Annotated in this window: 18 protein-coding genes, 1 pseudogene and 1 riboswitch; of the genes and pseudogenes, 15 read left to right on the forward strand and 4 right to left on the reverse strand. The window is 63.6% G+C overall.

Annotation, left to right across the window (positions count from 1 at the left end):
* Positions 1-47 precede the first annotated feature (47 nt).
* The 3 genes from EN861_RS20840 (at position 48) to EN861_RS20850 (ending at position 2,543) form a co-directional block, all read left to right on the forward strand.
* Positions 48-980 carry a J domain-containing protein gene (locus tag EN861_RS20840; RefSeq protein ID WP_135865311.1) on the forward strand — a complete coding sequence of 311 codons (933 nt, stop codon included), beginning with the start codon at positions 48-50 and terminating at the stop codon, positions 978-980.
* A gap of 104 nt (positions 981-1,084) precedes the next feature.
* On the forward strand, positions 1,085-1,903 hold the full coding sequence (gene fabI / locus EN861_RS20845) for an enoyl-ACP reductase FabI (protein WP_015318818.1): 819 nt from the start codon (positions 1,085-1,087) through the stop codon (positions 1,901-1,903).
* 52 nt (positions 1,904-1,955) lie between these two features.
* The gene (locus EN861_RS20850) at positions 1,956-2,543 is read left to right on the forward strand and encodes a histidine phosphatase family protein (protein WP_127279984.1); all 588 of its coding nucleotides are present in this window, start codon (positions 1,956-1,958) and stop codon (positions 2,541-2,543) included.
* Between the two features lie 108 nt (positions 2,544-2,651).
* Here EN861_RS20850 and EN861_RS20855 read toward each other — a convergent pair whose 3' ends face one another.
* Entirely contained in the window at positions 2,652-2,915 is a 264-nt protein-coding gene (locus EN861_RS20855; protein WP_127279983.1) for a DUF1344 domain-containing protein, read from the reverse strand.
* 185 nt (positions 2,916-3,100) lie between these two features.
* Here EN861_RS20855 and aroC point away from each other — a divergent pair, with 185 nt between their 5' ends.
* Both aroC and ribB read left to right on the forward strand, forming a co-directional pair.
* Positions 3,101-4,216, forward strand: a complete 1,116-nt coding sequence (gene aroC / locus EN861_RS20860; RefSeq protein WP_127279982.1) for a chorismate synthase — start codon at positions 3,101-3,103, stop codon at positions 4,214-4,216.
* Positions 4,217-4,299: 83 nt separating this feature from the next.
* A complete protein-coding gene (ribB, locus tag EN861_RS20865; RefSeq protein WP_127279981.1) occupies positions 4,300-5,400 on the forward strand; it encodes a 3,4-dihydroxy-2-butanone-4-phosphate synthase in 1,101 nt (366 codons plus the stop codon).
* A 19-nt stretch (positions 5,401-5,419) separates the two neighbouring features.
* Here the strand turns inward: ribB and EN861_RS20870 are convergent, their stop codons facing one another.
* Positions 5,420-6,640 (reverse strand): MFS transporter, encoded by a 1,221-nt coding sequence (locus EN861_RS20870; RefSeq protein ID WP_135865313.1) that lies wholly within the window; start codon positions 6,638-6,640, stop codon positions 5,420-5,422.
* A gap of 119 nt (positions 6,641-6,759) precedes the next feature.
* Here EN861_RS20870 and EN861_RS20875 point away from each other — a divergent pair, with 119 nt between their 5' ends.
* Complete coding sequence (locus EN861_RS20875) at positions 6,760-7,368, forward strand: TetR/AcrR family transcriptional regulator (RefSeq protein WP_135865315.1); 609 nt, start codon at positions 6,760-6,762, stop codon at positions 7,366-7,368.
* Between the two features lie 87 nt (positions 7,369-7,455).
* Complete coding sequence (locus EN861_RS20880) at positions 7,456-8,439, forward strand: hypothetical protein (RefSeq protein WP_245464519.1); 984 nt, start codon at positions 7,456-7,458, stop codon at positions 8,437-8,439.
* Between the two features lie 167 nt (positions 8,440-8,606).
* On the opposite strand, the pseudogene bluB reads toward EN861_RS20880, so the two are convergent.
* Positions 8,607-9,185, reverse strand: a pseudogene (bluB, locus tag EN861_RS36340) (5,6-dimethylbenzimidazole synthase); the annotation flags it as partial.
* A 99-nt stretch (positions 9,186-9,284) separates the two neighbouring features.
* A riboswitch (cobalamin riboswitch) is annotated at positions 9,285-9,467 on the reverse strand.
* 178 nt (positions 9,468-9,645) lie between these two features.
* Here bluB and EN861_RS20890 point away from each other — a divergent pair.
* The 6 genes from EN861_RS20890 (at position 9,646) to EN861_RS20915 (ending at position 14,597) form a co-directional block, all read left to right on the forward strand.
* On the forward strand, positions 9,646-10,572 hold the full coding sequence (locus EN861_RS20890; protein WP_135865318.1) for a histone deacetylase family protein: 927 nt from the start codon (positions 9,646-9,648) through the stop codon (positions 10,570-10,572).
* Positions 10,573-10,575: 3 nt separating this feature from the next.
* A complete protein-coding gene (locus EN861_RS20895) occupies positions 10,576-10,827 on the forward strand; it encodes an exodeoxyribonuclease VII small subunit (RefSeq protein ID WP_127280686.1) in 252 nt (83 codons plus the stop codon).
* A gap of 90 nt (positions 10,828-10,917) precedes the next feature.
* Complete coding sequence (locus EN861_RS20900; protein ID WP_027035955.1) at positions 10,918-11,184, forward strand: DUF2277 domain-containing protein; 267 nt, start codon at positions 10,918-10,920, stop codon at positions 11,182-11,184.
* A gap of 40 nt (positions 11,185-11,224) precedes the next feature.
* On the forward strand, positions 11,225-12,145 hold the full coding sequence (locus tag EN861_RS20905) for a pirin family protein (protein ID WP_135865319.1): 921 nt from the start codon (positions 11,225-11,227) through the stop codon (positions 12,143-12,145).
* Between the two features lie 72 nt (positions 12,146-12,217).
* Positions 12,218-14,155: a 1-deoxy-D-xylulose-5-phosphate synthase gene (gene dxs, locus EN861_RS20910; protein WP_189343684.1), complete on the forward strand. Its 1,938-nt coding sequence runs from the start codon at positions 12,218-12,220 to the stop codon at positions 14,153-14,155.
* Between the two features lie 148 nt (positions 14,156-14,303).
* Positions 14,304-14,597: a hypothetical protein gene (locus tag EN861_RS20915; RefSeq protein ID WP_135865324.1), complete on the forward strand. Its 294-nt coding sequence runs from the start codon at positions 14,304-14,306 to the stop codon at positions 14,595-14,597.
* Here the strand turns inward: EN861_RS20915 and EN861_RS20920 are convergent.
* A complete protein-coding gene (locus EN861_RS20920; protein ID WP_135865326.1) occupies positions 14,594-14,995 on the reverse strand; it encodes a GFA family protein in 402 nt (133 codons plus the stop codon). The two genes, EN861_RS20915 and EN861_RS20920, sit on opposite strands and share 4 nt — an antisense overlap.
* Positions 14,996-15,168: 173 nt before the next feature.
* Between EN861_RS20920 and EN861_RS20925 the strand changes: the two genes are divergently transcribed.
* Both EN861_RS20925 and EN861_RS20930 read left to right on the forward strand, forming a co-directional pair.
* Positions 15,169-15,933 (forward strand): TlyA family RNA methyltransferase, encoded by a 765-nt coding sequence (locus EN861_RS20925; RefSeq protein WP_127873114.1) that lies wholly within the window; start codon positions 15,169-15,171, stop codon positions 15,931-15,933.
* On the forward strand, positions 15,930-17,165 hold the full coding sequence (locus EN861_RS20930; protein WP_135865328.1) for a class I SAM-dependent RNA methyltransferase: 1,236 nt from the start codon (positions 15,930-15,932) through the stop codon (positions 17,163-17,165). Before EN861_RS20925 ends, EN861_RS20930 begins: the two co-directional genes overlap by 4 nt.
* Positions 17,166-17,240 lie beyond the last annotated feature (75 nt).

Here is a 17,240-nt window from a genome sequence, read left to right on the forward strand (position 1 = left end):
CATATAGGGGGCAAGTATGGACTCACTCCTTTTCCAGGGCAGGAAGCATGCGCGACCCCTATGAGGTCCTGGGCGTTGCAAAGAACGCATCGGCCAAGGACATAAAATCGGCGTACCGGAAACTCGCCAAGAAGCATCATCCGGACCAGAATCCGAATGATCCCAAGGCGAAGGACCGTTTTGCCGCGGCCAATCAGGCCTATGAGGTCATCGGCGACGAGAAAAGCCGTGCCGCTTTCGATCGTGGCGAGATCGACGCCGATGGCAAGCCGCGTTTCCAGGGTTTTGAAGGCGCGGCTGGTGGCGGCGACCCCTTTGCCGGGTTTCGCCGCCAGCAACAGGGCGCTGGCGGCTCGCGATTCGAGTTCCGCTCGGGCCGTCCAGGTGGCGATCCGTTCGACGGCAACAGCGACATCTTCAGCCAGATTTTCGGCGATGCCTTTTCAGGCGCGCGCGGGTCAGCCGCAGGCGACCGCCGCCAGCCGGCGACATCGGCCGATTTGAACGTCACGCTCGACATTACCATCGAGGAAGCCGCGAACGCCGAAAAGGTGACGGCGATGTTCCCGGACGGCCGCAAGGTGGCGGTCAAGCTGCCGGCCTATGTCGAGGATGGCCAAACCATCCGTTTGAAAGGCCAGGGTGAGCAGGGGCCGGGCCAGCCCGGCGACGCACTGGTCAAGATTCACATCCGTCGCCATCCGCGCTACCGCATCGAGGGCCGCGACCTGCACGCCGATCTGCCGGTGACGCTGGCGGATGCGGTGCTGGGCGCCAAGGTGCCGGTCGAGACGCCGACCGGCAGACTCGCGGTCAATGTTCCCGCCTGGTCGAGCTCGGACAAGGTCCTGCGGCTCAAGGGCAGGGGCTTGCCCGAGAAAGCCGGCGGCCATGGCGATCTCTACGCGCATGTGCGCATCATGCTGCCGGAAGGCGGCGACAGCGCGCTCGAATCGCTGTTGCGTGGCCAAAAAGGCTGATCGAGAGCTTTGTCCCCCGAACTGTCCGGTTTGAACGCTTGAAGGGGCTGTGTGCCTGTGCGATAGGCACTCCACAAAGCAGAAACCTTGCGGAGAGCGCTGACATGGCGGGTGGACAGGGCCTAATGGCCGGCAAGCGCGGCCTTATTCTTGGCGTCGCCAACAACAGGTCGATCGCCTATGGCATTGCCAAGGCCTGCGTCGATCACGGCGCAGAGATCGCACTGACCTATCAGGGCGAAGCCTTCAAGAAACGAGTCGAACCGCTGGCGGCGGAGCTGGGCGCCTTTGTCGCCGGCCATTGCGACGTCACCGATCCCGCGAGTCTGGACGAGGTTTTCGCCAACGTCGCCAAGCATTGGGGCAAGCTCGATTTCCTCGTCCACGCCATCGCTTTTTCCGACAAGGACGAGCTGACCGGCCGCTATGTCGAGACGACGCGGGACAATTTCCTGCGCACCATGGACATTTCGGTCTATTCCTTCACCACCATCGCCAAGCGAGCCGAAGCGCTGATGACCGAGGGCGGTTCGCTGCTGACGCTGACCTATTACGGCGCCGAGAAGGTGATGCCGCACTATAACGTCATGGGCGTCGCCAAGGCGGCACTCGAGGCCAGCGTGCGTTACCTCGCGGTTGATCTTGGCGCCAAGAAGATCCGCGTCAACGCGATTTCCGCCGGCCCGATCAAGACGCTTGCCGCCTCCGGCATCGGCGATTTCCGCTACATCCTGAAGTGGAACGAATACAATTCGCCGCTGAAACAGACGGTCACGCAGGAAGAAGTCGGCGATTCCGGGGTCTATTTCCTGTCCGACCTGTCGCGTGGCGTCACCGGCGAGGTGCACCATGTCGATTCCGGCTATCACGTCGTCGGCATGAAGGCGGTCGACGCGCCGGATATTTCGACGGTCAAGGATTAGTTCTCTCCGCCTGTCCTGCGTCCAGGCCCTGGCCCGATCTCCGGAAGAGCTGATGTATCCGCTGGTTTATATCGTGCGCCACGGCCAGACCGCGTGGAACGCCGAGTTCCGGCTTCAGGGCCAGGCCGACACCGATCTCAATGCTCTCGGCCGCGAGCAGGCGACCGGAAACGGGCATCGGCTGGCCGAACTCGTCGGCGTTCCCCAGGAATTCGACTTCGTCGCCAGTCCGATGAGACGCACGCGCGAAACGATGGAACGCATCCGCGCCGCCATGAAACTCGATCCGCTCGCCTACCGAACCGATATCAGGCTCATTGAAGTCAATTTCGGCGATTGGCAGAGTTTTACCTTTGCCGAGCTCGAGACGCGGTCTCCCGGGGCAAGCAGGACGCGTGCTCGCGACAAATGGAATTTTCAGCCGCCGGGCGAAGGCGCCGAGAGCTACCAGATGCTGCTCGAGCGGGTGAAGCCATGGTTCGACGAGATCGACCGCGAGACGATTTGTGTCACGCATGGCGGCGTCATGCGCACCCTGTTTCGCTTCGTGCTTGATATGCCCGAGGACGAAGCGGCGAACCTGGAGATACCGCAGGATCGCGTGCTCAAACTTGAAGGCCGGAGCCTGGAATGGCTTTAGGGCGCCTGATGACGACCTATTGCTAATGCATGTCGCCCAAAAGTGACCTCGGTTTTGGGGAAGACGACATGCATAAAAACAAAGAACTAAAGCGCGTCGCGACGCGCTTTAGTTCGTGTCGCCGTCTCCCGGCAACTGCATGTCGGTGACGACGTTTTCGCCATCGGTAACATCGTAAGCGATGACGATGTCCATGCCCGGCTTCAGCGCGTCGAGATCGGTTTCGGCGTTCAGCTTGTAGGATTTGCCGTCGTCCAGCGTCAGGGTCAGCGCATCCTTGTCGACCTTCTTGATCAGGCCTTCGGTCTGGCCGGCAAAGGCGGCGGTGGAAAGCAACAGCGTGGCGGCAACAGCGCCAATCAGGGTACGCATTATCGTCCTCTTTGGTCATTGCGCCGGCCTGGGTGGCGGCGGGTCCTCAACGGCGAATGGAAGAAAGCAGAAACCAGCCGAATGTGTCAAAACTTAAACGGCGGGGATGACAGTTTGACCACTGTGGAAAACGCCAATAGAAGGCAGGCTTCAGCCGGTTTTGATGCCGGGCAGGGCGCTTTTCCATGTCTCACAACACGTTTGGCCATCTTTTCCGCGTCACCACCTGGGGCGAAAGCCATGGCCCGGCGCTCGGCTGCGTGGTTGACGGCTGTCCGCCGGGCATCCGTTTCACGCGCGATGAAATCCAGGCCGAGCTCGACAAGCGCCGCCCGGGCCAGTCGCGCTTCGTCACCCAGCGCCGCGAACCGGACGAGGTGAAGATCCTCTCGGGCTTCGTCATCGACGAGGACGGCGCGACGATGATCACCACCGGCACGCCGGTGTCGATGCTGATCGAGAATGTCGACCAGCGCTCGAAGGACTATGGCGAGATCGCCCGCCAGTTCCGGCCGGGCCATGCCGACTACACCTACGACGTCAAATACGGCATACGCGACTATCGCGGCGGCGGCCGCTCCTCGGCGCGCGAGACGGCGGCCAGGGTCGCCGCCGGCGCGCTCGCCCGCAAGGTGGTGCCGGGCATGGTGGTGCGCGGCGCGTTGGTGTCGATGGGCGAAAAGGCGATCGATCGCGGCAACTGGAACTGGAATTTCATCGGCGATGCCGAGAACCCGTTCTTCACCCCGGATCCGGCTTCCGTGCCTGTCTTCACGCAGTATCTCGACGGCATCCGCAAGGCCGGCTCCTCGGTCGGCGCGGTGATCGAGATCGTCGCTGACGGTGTGCCTCCCGGCCTCGGCGCGCCGATCTACGCCAAGCTCGACCAGGATATCGCCTCCGGCCTGATGTCGATCAACGCCGTCAAGGGCGTCGAGATCGGCAATGGTTTCGAGGCCTCGCGTATCACTGGGGAACAGAATGCGGACGAGATGCGCATGGGCAATGACGGCAAGCCGGTCTTCCTCTCCAACAATGCCGGCGGCATCCTCGGCGGCATCTCCACCGGGCAGGCGATCGTCGCGCGCTTTGCCGTCAAGCCGACCTCGTCGATCCTGACGCCGCGCAAATCCATCGACAAGGACGGCAACGACGTGGAGGTGATGACCAAGGGTCGCCACGACCCCTGCGTCGGCATCCGAGCCGTGCCGATCGGCGAGGCCATGGTTGCCTGCGCCATCGCCGACCACTATCTGCGGCACCGAGGACAGACAGGAAAGGGAATAGGCAGTAGGGATTAGGCATTAGGCCAGTCTGCCCGCCCGAAAGAGCCAAAGTTTCCTTTCCCTACTGCCTATTTCCTCCGAGCGAAGCGAGCATTTCCATGCCTTACGACCAGAAGAAGATCGTCGAAGCCATCCGGGCTTTCGAACGCGGCGAGATCGTCGTCGTCATGGACGATGATGGGCGTGAGAACGAGGGCGACCTGATCGTCGCCGCCGTCCACTGCACGCCGGAGAAGATGGCCTTCATCGTGCGCAACACGTCGGGCATCGTCTGCACGCCGATGCCGCGCGAAGAAGCCAAGCGGCTGAACCTCGCGCCGATGGTCGCCGACAATGATTCGGCCCACACCACCGCCTTCACCGTCAGCGTCGACTTCAAGCACGGCACGACGACAGGCATTTCAGCCGACGACCGCACGCTGACCGTGCGCAATCTTGCCAACGGCAATGTCGGCGCTTCGGATTTCGTCCGCCCCGGCCACATCTTCCCGCTCATCGCGCGTGAAGGCGGCGTCTTGATGCGCTCGGGCCATACCGAGGCGGCCGTGGATCTGTGCAAGCTCGCTGGCCTGCCGCCAATCGGCGTCATCTCGGAACTGGTCAACGACGATGGCACCGTCAAGCGCGGCCCGCAGGTACAGGCTTTCGCGGAGGAACACGGCCTGAAGCAGGTTTCGGTCGCCGATCTGATCGCTTACCGGCAACGCAAGGAAACGCTGGTCGAGCGCGTCGCCTGCTCCGACATCGAAACGCTGGGCGGCAAGGCGCAGGTCTTCACCTACACGCTGCCCTGGGACACGATGCATCACGTCGCCATCGTCTTCGGCGACATCCGCGACGGCGAGGACGTCCCGGTGCGGCTGCATTCGGAGGATGTGGTGACCGATGTGTTCGGCACCAGCCACCGGCTGGACGCCATCATGAAGGCGATGGGCGAGCGCAAGCGCGGCGTCATCGTCTATCTCAGAGAGGGCTCGGTCGGCGTCGCCCACCAGGAGCGCAATCGGCCGGTGTCGGGCGACCGCGAGGACCATGAAGAGGCGCGCCGGCGCGAGAGCGAATGGCGCGAGATCGGGCTTGGCGCCCAGATCCTGAAGGATCTCGGCATTTCCTCGATCAACCTGATCGCCTCACGCGAGCGCCACTATGTCGGCCTCGAAGGCTTTGGCATTCATATCGCCAAAACCGAGATTATCTGAGCTCAACAAACCCTGGCGGTCATTCGGCAGGGATTGCCGCCTCGCATCCTTCCAACTCGCATTCGTGGGTGGCAAGGCTGCGCTGGCCGAGCAGCACCGTAACCAATGCGATAACGCCTGATGCAACCGACACCCAGAACCCGTTCTGGGCGCCGAACGCATCCACCACCGCGCCGGCGGCGAAGGAGCCCAGCGCCATGCCGATACCGATCCCGGTCATCACCCAGGTGATGCCTTCGGTCAGCATCGCTTCCGGCACATGCCGTTCGATCAGGCCGAAGGCGGTGATGAAGGTCGGCGAGATCGCCACGCCGCTGATGAACACGGTCAGCGCCAGCAGCGGCACCGTACCGGCGGTGAGCGGCAAAAGCGTGCCAAGCGCGACCAGGGCGACCGCGATTGCCAACTGGCGTTGCAGCGGTGTTTGCAGGTTGAGGGCGCCGACGATGATGCCGAGCACGAACGATCCCAGCGCATAGACGCCGATGACAAGGCTGGCGGCGCCCGGCTGGCCGAATTCCCCAGTGATGGCCACCGTGCTCACTTCCGTCGTCGCGAAGGTCGCGCCGATGAAAATCAAGGCAAGGGTGATGATCTGCACCGGCCGCAGCCTTATTGCCGAGCCGCTCGTGGCACGGTCCACCGGCCGCACCTGCGGTTCGGTCGAGCGCTGCAGGATGAAAGCCGTTGAACCGATGGCCAGCAGCACGGTGCTGACCAGGACGCCGGCTTCAGGAAAGAGGCCCGCACTGAGTCCCACCGACAACGACGCGCCGGCGATATAGACCAGCTCGTCCGCCGCCGATTCGAAGGCGAAAGCGGTGTTCATCTGCGGCCGTCCTCTAAAAATCTCGGTCCAGCGGGCACGCACCATTGCCGGCATGCTGGGCATGGCCGCGGCCGCCAGTGCCGAGACGAACAGCGTCCAGACCGGCCAATCCTGATTGGCTGCCGCGATGAGAACCGCGAAGGCGATCACGGCGATGATGGTGGTGGGGACCACGATGCGTGTCTGGCCCAGACGGTCCACCAGCCTTGATATTTGCGGCGCCACGAAAGCGTTGCCCAGCGCGAAAGTCGCCGAGACCGCGCCGGCCAGCCAGTATTCGCCACGCGTCTGAGACAGCATCGCGACGATGCCGATCGGTGCCATGGCGATCGGCAGGCGCGCCAGGAAGCCGGCGGCCGCAAAGCCTTTGGCTCCGGGGGCTCGAAAGATTTCCGAATAGGGGTTTTGCATGGCGGGTTCCTCGACAAAGGATGATGCGACAATTACATACGATGCGTATGAATGTCAGATAGTTCATACGTTGCGTATGTCAATTGGCATACGAGACGTATGTGAATAGGTCCAGAACCATGCACAGACCCCGCAAGGAGATGATTGCCGAGACGCGAGCCAAGCTGATCACGGCGGCCCGCCAGGCTTTCGGCACCATTGGCTACGCCGAAGCGTCGATGGACGATTTCACCGCGTCGGCCGGGCTGACACGCGGTGCCCTCTATCATCACTTCGGCGACAAGAAGGGACTGCTGCAGGCGGTTATCGCCGAGATCGACGCGGAAATGGCCGCCCGGGTGAATGAGGTCGCGGCGAGGGCGCCGACCCGCTGGCAGCATTTCGTCGACGAATGCACGACCTATATCGAAATGGCGCTGGAGCCGGAAATCCAGCGCATCATGTTCCGGGATGGCCCGGCCGTGCTGGGCGATCCGGCGCAATGGTCGAATGCCAATGCCTGCGTCGGTTCAATGACCGATCATCTGACGGCGCTGCAACAGGAGGGGATGGTGGTGCCGGGCGTCGATCCCGAAACGGCGGCGCGGTTGATCAACGGTGCGAGCAGTCAGGCCGCACAGCGGATCGCCAACTCGAACGATCCCGAAGCGACGTCGAGGAAGGTGGTGGCCGCGTTCAAGCAATTGCTCGAAGGCCTGCTCGACAAACCGGAAGCACGGCCAAACTGAGCCGCCGTGGCGCTTCCGCCACCGCCTCCAATTGACAATAGCTGGTTTGGGCGCATCCTCCACAGCCACCTCTGGGGGATTCGGGGCATGTGGGATTTCGATATCGGCAGGTCGGTATCCATCATGATGCGGACCTGGCCTTTCATTGTCTTTCGCATGATCGTCTATTTCGGCATCACTCTGGCCTACATCATGGCCACCGGTACCGGTGCCTCGGTCGGCTATGGCGTCGGCCATATCTCCACCGATCCCGACGGACCGTTGTCCTTTGCCCTTTGGGGCGGCGTGGTCGGATTCGGCGTCGTCTCGATCGCCGTCTACTGGCTGCGCGAATACATCCTCTACGTCGTCAAGGCAGGCCATATCGCCGTCATGGTGCATCTGATCGACGGACATGACGTTCCCGACGGCCAGAACCAGATCGCCTACGCGAAAGAGGTTGTGACCGAGCGCTTTGCCGAGGCGAACATCCTTTTCGTCGTCGACCAGTTGGTCAAGGGCGCCATCCGCGCCATCACCGGCCTGCTGGGCGGCATCGCGGCCTTCCTGCCCATTCCGGGCCTGAGCGGCCTGGTCTCGTTCCTCAACACGGTGATCCGCCTGTCGCTGACCTATGTCGACGAGATCATTCTCGGTTACAATATCCGCATCAATTCGTCCTCGCCCTTCGAGACGGCGCGGCAAGGCGTGGTGCTCTACGCCCAGAACGGCAAGACCATGGTCAAGAACGCCGTCTGGCTGGCGGTCATCATGTGGGGCGTGTCTTTCGTGATTTTCCTGCTGATGCTGGCTCCGGCAGCCGCCATTCTTTATGTCATGCCCGGGCAACTCGCCGGCTGGGCTTTCGTGCTCGCCATCGTCTTTGCCTGGGCTTTCAAGGCGGCCTTCATCGAGCCATTCGCCATTGCCTGCCTGATGCAGGTCTATTTCAAGACCATCGAGGGCCAGGTGCCTGATCCGGCCTGGGACGCCAGGCTGGCCGAAGCCTCGTCGAAGTTTCGGGAACTCAAGGACAAGGCGCTCTCGACCTTCGGCGGCTCGCGCTGGGGCACGGCCGGCGCGACGCATTGATCGGCGGGGCTGGTGGGCGCACCTGTGACGGTGTCGAGGCGGGCCACCGCCGATTTGAGCGGTGCCTCACCCTGGCCGCAAAACGTCTCGCTCATGATCAGGTCGGGCAGCGGCAGGCGTCGGCCCCAGCCATGCGTTTCGAGGTCTGGTTTCGGCGCGAACTCCGAGACACGGCCGACGCAGAGATAGGCGACCGGCGTCACGTGGTCGGGGATGGACAGCAGGCTTTTCAGCGCTTGCGCCTCGATGATGCTGACCCAGCCGACGCCAACGCCTTCGGCGCGCGCGGCCAACCAGAAATTCTGCACCGCGCAGACCGTGCTGTAGAGGTCCATTTCCGGGTTGTGCCAGCGCCCCAGCGGCGAGCCTTTCGAGCGCTCGCGGTCGCAGGTGATACAAATGTTGAATGCACTTTCGCAAATGCCTTCGAGCTTGAGCTTGCGGTAAATCGCCTGCCGGTCTGCCTCGATTGCCGGCAGTTCCTGTTCACGCGCGGCAAGGAACAGGTCGCGCACCTCCGCCCGTCGCTTGGCATCGCGAATGACGATGAAATTCCAGGGCTGCATGAAGCCGACCGATGGCGCGTGGTGGGCGGCAAGCAGCAGCCGCGCCAGCACTGCATCGTCGATCGCCTCCGATGTAAAATGGCTGCGGACATCGCGCCGCGTGAACATGGCGCGATAAACCGCGTCACGCGCTATCTGATCAAATCCATCGCCCATTGGAGCGGTCATGGCTTCCGGCATCGCTTGTCCCCTTGCGATTGCAGCAGTTCAAATTCTCAGAGCGAACTTTGCGCGTCCAAGAGGACCCACATCGCTCTAATGTCATCCGCCTGACCATGCGGATGACGATGCCTGCCAGGCCGGTCTTCTGGCTCGGGATCAACCCGCGTCCGGTGCCTTCCCGTCATCGACAGTGGCATTTACCGGCGCGGTCCCCCTTACAGCGTTGGGCACGCCACGGAATTCAACCGTGTTCCCGATTCTCCCGCCGGAGCATTTGCAGCCAAGTGAAATCATTTGGCGTCGCAGAATGCGGCTAAAACAAACAGACCGGCAGGCACCAGGCAGTGGCGGCAACCTTACGCCGAAGCCCCGGCGGCGCCAATCCCCGCAGCGACGCCAATGGACGCAGGCGTGATTTTCCCCAGCGATCAAGCCGCCACGCATGGCCATTACGGCGTCGGGGCACTAGATAGGGGAGATGGCTACCCGTCTCTACACGCACCCCATCTTTCTCGAACACGTCACCCCGCCGGGTCACCCCGAGCGGCCCGACCGCCTGCGCGCCATCGAGCGCGTGCTCGACGACGAAGCTTTTGCCGCGCTCGACCGCGTCGAGGCACCGCAAGGCGACGAGGCGACGATCCTCTATGCGCATCCCGCCGATTTCGTCGCGCGTGTCCGCGCCGCCATCCCCCACGAAGGCATTGCCCACATCGACGCCGACACCACCGCCAGCCCGAAGAGCTGGCAGGCCGCGATCACGGCGATCGGCGCCGCCAACGCCGCCGTCGACGACGTCTTTGCGGGCCGCGCCGACAATGTCTTCGTCGCCGCCCGTCCGCCCGGCCACCATGCCGAAAAGACCACCGCAATGGGCTTCTGCTTCTTCAACACGGCGGCGATCGCTGCCCGCTACGCGCAGAAGAGGCACGGCGCCGAGCGTGTCGCCGTCGTCGACTGGGACGTGCATCACGGCAACGGCACGCAGGATATTTTCTGGGACGATCCGTCGGTGCTCTATTGCTCGACGCACCAGATGCCGTTGTACCCAGGCACCGGGGCGAAGAACGAGACCGGTGCCGGCAACATCGTCAACGCGCCGCTGGCGCCACAGACCGGCAGCGAGGTGTTTCGCGATGCCTTCCTGTCGCGCGTGCTGCCGTCGCTCGACAATTTTGCCCCCGACCTGATCATCATTTCGGCCGGCTTCGACGCGCACCACCGCGACCCGCTGGCCGAGATCAATCTGACCGAGGACGATTTCGACTGGGCGACCGGCCAGTTGATGCAGCGCGCCGCACGCCACGGCGGCAACCGGCTCGTCAGCCTACTCGAGGGTGGCTACGATCTGCAGGGATTGGCATTTTCGGTCGCCGCCCATGTCGGGCGACTGATGAAAGGATGAATGATGAGCGGTGAGATCAATGAAGACGTCAAGGCGATGAGCTTCGAACAGGCACTCGACGCGCTGGAGAAGATCGTCGATGATCTCGAGCGTGGCGACGTGCCGCTCGACCAGTCGATCCGGATCTACGAGCGTGGCGAGGCGCTGAAGGCGCATTGCGACCGGTTGCTGAAGGCAGCCGAAGACAAGGTCGAGAAGATCAGGCTGTCGCGCGATGGCAAGCCGGTTGGAACCGAGCCGCTCGACGCGGACTAAGGCCCCGAGCAGCCTTACCGATTTTTGGACACGATCATGATTGAGGATACAGTTCGTCCCGATTGACGGACCAGAGGAGGTTTGGAAACGATGTGCAGAAACATCAAGACCCTGTTCAATTTTGATCCGCCGGCAACCAATGACGAAGTCCGCGACGCGGCACTCCAGTTTGTCCGCAAGCTGAGCGGAACGACGCGGCCGTCGAAACAGAACCAGCATGCGTTCGATCATGCGGTCGAAGCCATCGCGGCATCCGCACGCGAATTGCTTGATTCCCTCGAAACCCACCAGCATCCGCGCAATCGCGAAGAGGTGGCGGCCAAACTAAGAGCAAAGGCCGCGATCCGCTTTGCCTGATGCGGCCGAGGCAGCCACCGAGCGCTGACCAGGAGAGTTCATGAGCTTCTTCCCGGGGAAAGACCCTGAGGCCGGCGATGCCTTCGCCAGCGACCAGATCGAGCTGATGGTCATCCCGAACGCCAAGGATATTGGCGGCTTCGAAGTGCGCCGCGCCTTGCCGACCGCCAAGCGGCGCCTGGTCGGGCCGTTCATCTTTTTCGACCGCATGGGTCCCGCGATCCTGCGCGCCGGCCAGGCGCTCGATGTCCGTCCGCATCCGCATATCGGCCTGTCGACCGTGACCTATCTGTTCGACGGCAAGATCAGGCACCGCGATTCGCTCGGCACCGAAATGGTGATCGAGCCCGGCGACGTGAACCTGATGACCGCGGGCCGCGGCATCGTCCATTCCGAGCGCACGCCGCAGGAATTGCGCGGCGCGCCGATGTCCATCTCCGGCCTGCAGACTTGGCTGGCATTGCCCGACGGCAAGGAAGAGGTTGCGCCGGTGTTCGAGAACACAGCGGCGCTTCGGCTTCCCGAAATCGATGCCGAAGGCGTCAGCGGGCGCGTCGTCATCGGTGATTTCCAGGGATTGCGGTCTCCGGTGCGGGCGGACTCCGAAACGCTCTACGCTGATTTGCGGCTGGCGCCCGGCGCCAGTGTCAAAATCCCGGCCGATGCGGAAGAGCGCGCCATCTATACGCTGGAAGGCGAGGTCTCGATTTCGGGCGACGTCTTTCCGGCGGAACGGCTGCTGGTGTTCCGCCCCGGCGACGAGATCGTCATATCATCGCTGACCGGGGCGCATTTCATGCTGTTCGGCGGCGCCTCGCTCGGTTCGAAGCGCTACATCTGGTGGAATTTCGTCTCCTCGTCCAAGGAGCGCATCGAGCAGGCCAAGCAGGAATGGAAGACCGGCCGCTTCGATATCGTTCCTGGCGATGAGAAGGAATTCATTCCGCTGCCGGAAGGCTGAGCGGATCGAGAGGCTGGCCGTCCGCGTCACCGACACGCATTTACTTTCGCCGGCCGGCGGCCTATCCCGCCGATGAACAGAAAGTCTGGGCCCAACGTGAACGCAACGCCGCATACGCCGCTTCTCGACAGGATTCGCATCCCGGCCGACCTGCGCACGCTGGCCGAGAGCGAATTGCCGCAATTGGCATCCGAGCTGCGCGCCGAACTGGTCGATGCCGTGTCCCGCACCGGCGGCCATCTTGGCGCCGGCCTGGGCGTGGTCGAACTGACAGTGGCGCTGCACTATGTTTTCAACACACCCGATGACCGGCTGATCTGGGATGTCGGCCACCAGGCCTATCCGCACAAGATCCTGACCGGACGCCGGGACCGTATCCGCACCTTGCGCCAGGAAGGCGGCTTGTCGGGCTTCACCCGCCGGGCCGAGAGCGAATACGACCCGTTCGGCGCCGCCCATTCCTCGACGTCGATATCGGCCGGCTTGGGCATGGCGGCCGCCCGCGACCTCTCAGGCGGCCGCAACAATGTCATTTCCGTCATCGGCGACGGTGCCATGTCGGCTGGCATGGCTTATGAGGCGATGAACAATGCCGGCGCGCTCGATGCCCGGCTGATCGTCATCCTCAACGACAACGACATGTCGATCGCGCCGCCGACCGGCGCCATGAGCGCCTATCTGGCCCGCCTGGCTTCCGGCAAGACCTATGTCGGCCTGCGCGACTTCGGCAAGAAGCTGACCTCCTATCTCGGCAAGCGGGCCGATCGCGCCATCACGCGGGCGGTCGAGCATGCGCGCGGCTACGTCACCGGCGGCACTTTGTTCGAGGAACTCGGCTTCTATCACATCGGCCCTATCGACGGTCACAATCTGGAACATCTGATTCCGGTCCTGAAAAATGTCCGCGACAACGGCAAGGGCCCGGTGCTGATCCATGTCGTCACCCAGAAGGGCAAGGGCTATGCGCCGGCGGAAGCCGCCGCGGACAAGTATCACGGCGTCAACAAATTCGACGTCATCACCGGCGCGCAGGCCAAGGCGCCGGCCAATGCGCCGGCCTACACCAAGGTGTTCGCCGAAAGCCTGATCCAGGAGGGCCGCGAGGACGACCGCATCGTCGCCGTCACTGCCGCCATGCCGAGCGGCACCGGCCTTGACCTGTTCGGCGAGGTGTTCCCGTCAAGAACCTTCGATGTCGGCATCGCCGAGCAGCATGCGGTGACTTTCGCCGCCGGCCTGGCAACGGAGGGCTACAAGCCGTTCGCGGCGATCTATTCGACTTTCCTGCAGCGCGCCTACGATCAGGTCGTCCATGACGTCGCGATCCAGAAACTGCCCGTGCGTTTCCCCATCGATCGCGCCGGCTTCGTCGGCGCCGACGGCGCCACCCATTGCGGCGCGTTCGACACCACCTTCCTGGCAAGCCTGCCGGGCTTTGTGGTGATGGCAGCGGCCGACGAGGCGGAACTGCGCCACATGGTGCGCACCGCCGCCAGCTATGACGACGGGCCGATCGCCTTCCGCTATCCGCGCGGCAACGGCGTCGGCGTCGACATGCCGGAGCGCGGCTCGGTTCTCGACATCGGCAAAGGCCGCATCGTCCGGGAAGGCAGCAAGGTTGCCCTGCTGTCCTTCGGCACAAGGCTGCAGGATTGCCTTGCCGCGGCCGAGGAACTCGGCGCGGCCGGGCTTTCCACTACGGTTGCCGATGCCCGCTTCGCCAAGCCGCTTGACCGGGATCTGATCCGGAGGCTGGCTCGCTCGCACGAGGTTCTGGTCACCGTGGAGGAGGGCGCCATCGGCGGCTTCGCCAGCCACGTGCTGCAGTTCCTTGCCCAAGAAGGATTGCTGGAGAGCGGCCTGAAGGTACGCCCGCTGGTTCTGCCCGACGTGTTCGCCGACCATGCCAAGCCGGAAAAGATGTATGCCGACGCCGGTCTCGACGCCGCCGGGATCGTGCGCACCGTTTTCACCGCCCTCGGCCACACGGTCCGCGCCCAGCGCGCCTGAATCAAAATCTGAACAGCCTGACTCAGTTTGCCGGCTTGATTTCGTAACGCATTGTTAACGCTGCCGTTTGGCGTTTCGCTTACCGTGTCCCTTGGCCGTTTTTCAACGGCGCCCTGCTAGACAGCAGCCAGGCAGGGAGACAACGAGAATGAAGACGCTTCTGCGCGGCGCGGCCCTCTTGGCCGTGATGGTGGTACCGGCTGCCGCCGAAACGCCCTACGACCGCAACCTTGAAAAGGCGGCGGTAGGGATTGTCGCCGGCAAGATGGGCGGTATCCGCGGCGGCTTTTCCTACAAGCAGATGCCGCAGCTTGTGGTCGTGCCTGACGCCGCACCTCAGCCCGCTGTTACGACCGAGCATCCGCGTGAACAGGCGTCGGGCAACCGGAACGATGGTCTGTCTCCGGCTATCGAGCGCCTGGTTCCGCGAACCATCTTCTAAAACCACATATCGCGCACGCAGCGACCATCGCGTGGCAAATCTTCGAAAGAGTCGAGGCCATCGAAATGTTCGATCGGCAAGTAGGCAACGGCTTCGGGTGGCGCCAGCCGCACATTGACGGCGATTCGCATTCGGCCTGAATCGCTGGCGCGCAAGCCGCGCCAGGCCAGCACACAGGCGCAGGTCGGGCAGAACAGGACTTCGAGGGACGGCGTGTCCTTTCCAGCGCGCGTATAGCTGGCCGTCGGCCCCGAAACGCGAATGCGCTCGTCGACATAATCATAGGCCCAGAGCGCGCCATAGCGGCGGCAAAGCGTGCAGTTGCAGGCCGTCACCGGGCCGGGATCGCCCTCCAGGGTCCAGTGAGCCGCGCCGCAGTGGCAGGTTCCCGTCAGCATTCGTTCTCCCCGGCTTCCGACGATGGAGGCTCTCCTCGACGGCCATTTTGCCGGAGCCGACGCGACGCGCGCAAGCCGCGGCTTGGCTCGCTGCTCCAGCCGTTCACGCACGACGTCACCCTGTTCCGTGTAATGTCCTTGCCTTCACCGCGGGCTTTCGCCAGAGAAGGCCGATGAATTCGCCTCTGCCAGCCAGCACACGCCAGCGGCTCGACGACCTGCTCGTCCAGCGTGGGCTGTTTGCCAGCCGTTCGCGCGCCCGCGACGCGGTCGAGCGCGGCACGGTGACGGTTGACGGCGCTATTGCCCGCAAGCCCGGCCAGAACGTTTCGCCGCAATGCCTCGTTGTCATCGACGATCCGGCGCAAGGCTATGTTTCACGCGCGGCGCTCAAACTGATCGGCGGACTGGACCATTTCGGCCTCGACCCCGCCGGCCGCGAGGCCCTCGACATCGGCGCCTCGACAGGCGGGTTCACCCAGGTGTTGCTCGAACGCGGCGCGTCCCATGTCACGGCCATCGATGTCGGCCACGGCCAGATGCATCCTGATGTCGGCGGTGATCCGCGCGTAACCGTGATCGAAGGCCTGAACGCACGCGATCTCACCGCCGCCGATCTTGCCGGCCATAGTCCGGATTTCATCGTTTCCGACGTCAGTTTCATCTCGCTGAAACTTGCGCTGCCGCCGGCGCTTGCTCTTGCGAGGCCCGGCGCCGGCGCGGTCTTTCTGGTCAAACCGCAATTCGAGGCGGGTCGCGAGGCGATCGGCAAGGGCGGTCTGTTGAAGGACCCCTTCGATGCCGCGCGTGTCGCGGGCCTGCTGCAGGATTGGCTGGATGCCGTTCCCGGCTGGCGCTCGCTCGGCCTGCATCTGTCGCCGATCGAAGGTGGCGACGGCAATCGCGAATTCCTGCTCGGTGGGATCAAGGACCGATGAGCGCACGCTTCACAATACGAAAGCTCGGATCGCAGGGCGACGGCATCGCCGAAACCGAAAGCGGCGATCTGTTCATTCCCTTCACGCTGCCGGGCGAGACCGTCACCGCCGCGCGCGAAAGGGATCGCGCCACGCTGATGGCGGTGCTGGAGGCCTCGCCGCTGCGCGTCGACCCCGCCTGCCGCCATTTCACCGAATGCGGCGGTTGTGCCCTCCAGCATTTCGAGACCGAGGCCTATCGCGGGTGGAAACGCGAAAAGGTGGTGCACGCATTGAAGGGCATCGATTGCGAGATTGGCGAACTGGTCGCCTGCGCGCCGCGATCGCGCCGCCGTGTCGTGCTTGCCGCCCGGCGCACTGAAACAGGCATGTTGCTCGGCTTCAATCGCCATCTGTCGCCGGAAATCATCTCGATATCCGAATGTCCGATCTCGCTGCCGGAGATCGTCGCAGCGCTCGGCCCGTTGAAGGCGCTGGCCGGATTGATATGTGCCACCACCAAATCATTCCGGATGGCGGTCACCGTGACGGCTTCGGGCCTCGACGTCGCGGCGCACGACCCCGGCAAGCTCGGCGAACACCAGCGCCGTATCGCTTCCAATTTTGTCATTGCGCAGGGCTTTGCCAGATTGTCCATCGACGACGAGATCGTCATCGAGCCGAGGAAGCCTGTCGTCATGTTCGGCAGCGTCGCGGTCGCCGTGCCGCCGGGCGCCTTCCTGCAGGCGACCGAGGCAGCCGAACAGACCATGGCCGAGATCGTCGGCGGACATCTGAAGCGTGCGAAAAAGGTCGCCGACCTTTTTGCCGGTTGCGGCAGCTTCGCCTTGCGGTTGGCCGCGAAGTCGGAGGTGCACGCGGTCGAAGGCGATGCGGCCGCACTCTCGGCGCTCGACCGGGGTTCCCGCTTCGCGACCGGCATCAAGCGGGTGACGGGCGAACGCCGCGACCTGTTTCGCCGGCCACTGACGTTCAAGGAGTTGAACGCCTTCGACGGCCTTGTCTTCGATCCGCCGCGCGCCGGCGCCGAGGATCAGTCGAAGCAGATCGCCCGCTCGGATGTCCCTTTCGTTGCCGCGGTGTCCTGCAATCCGGTGACGCTGGCTCGCGACCTGCGCATCCTCATCGATGGCGGCTACAGCTTGAAAAGCGTGACGCCGATCGACCAGTTCCTGTGGTCATCCCATGTCGAAGCGGTCGCCTTGCTGGAAAGGCCGAAGAGGCGGCGGTAGTTCACGACCGCCGGTTCGCAGGAAATTTCTGAAGCCTCTGTTCTTTCGACCAAATTGTGCCCTAAAGCCGCCTTT

It is taken from the genome of Mesorhizobium sp. M8A.F.Ca.ET.218.01.1.1 (assembly GCF_004791165.1).
Classification (GTDB): Bacteria; Pseudomonadota; Alphaproteobacteria; order Rhizobiales; family Rhizobiaceae; genus Mesorhizobium.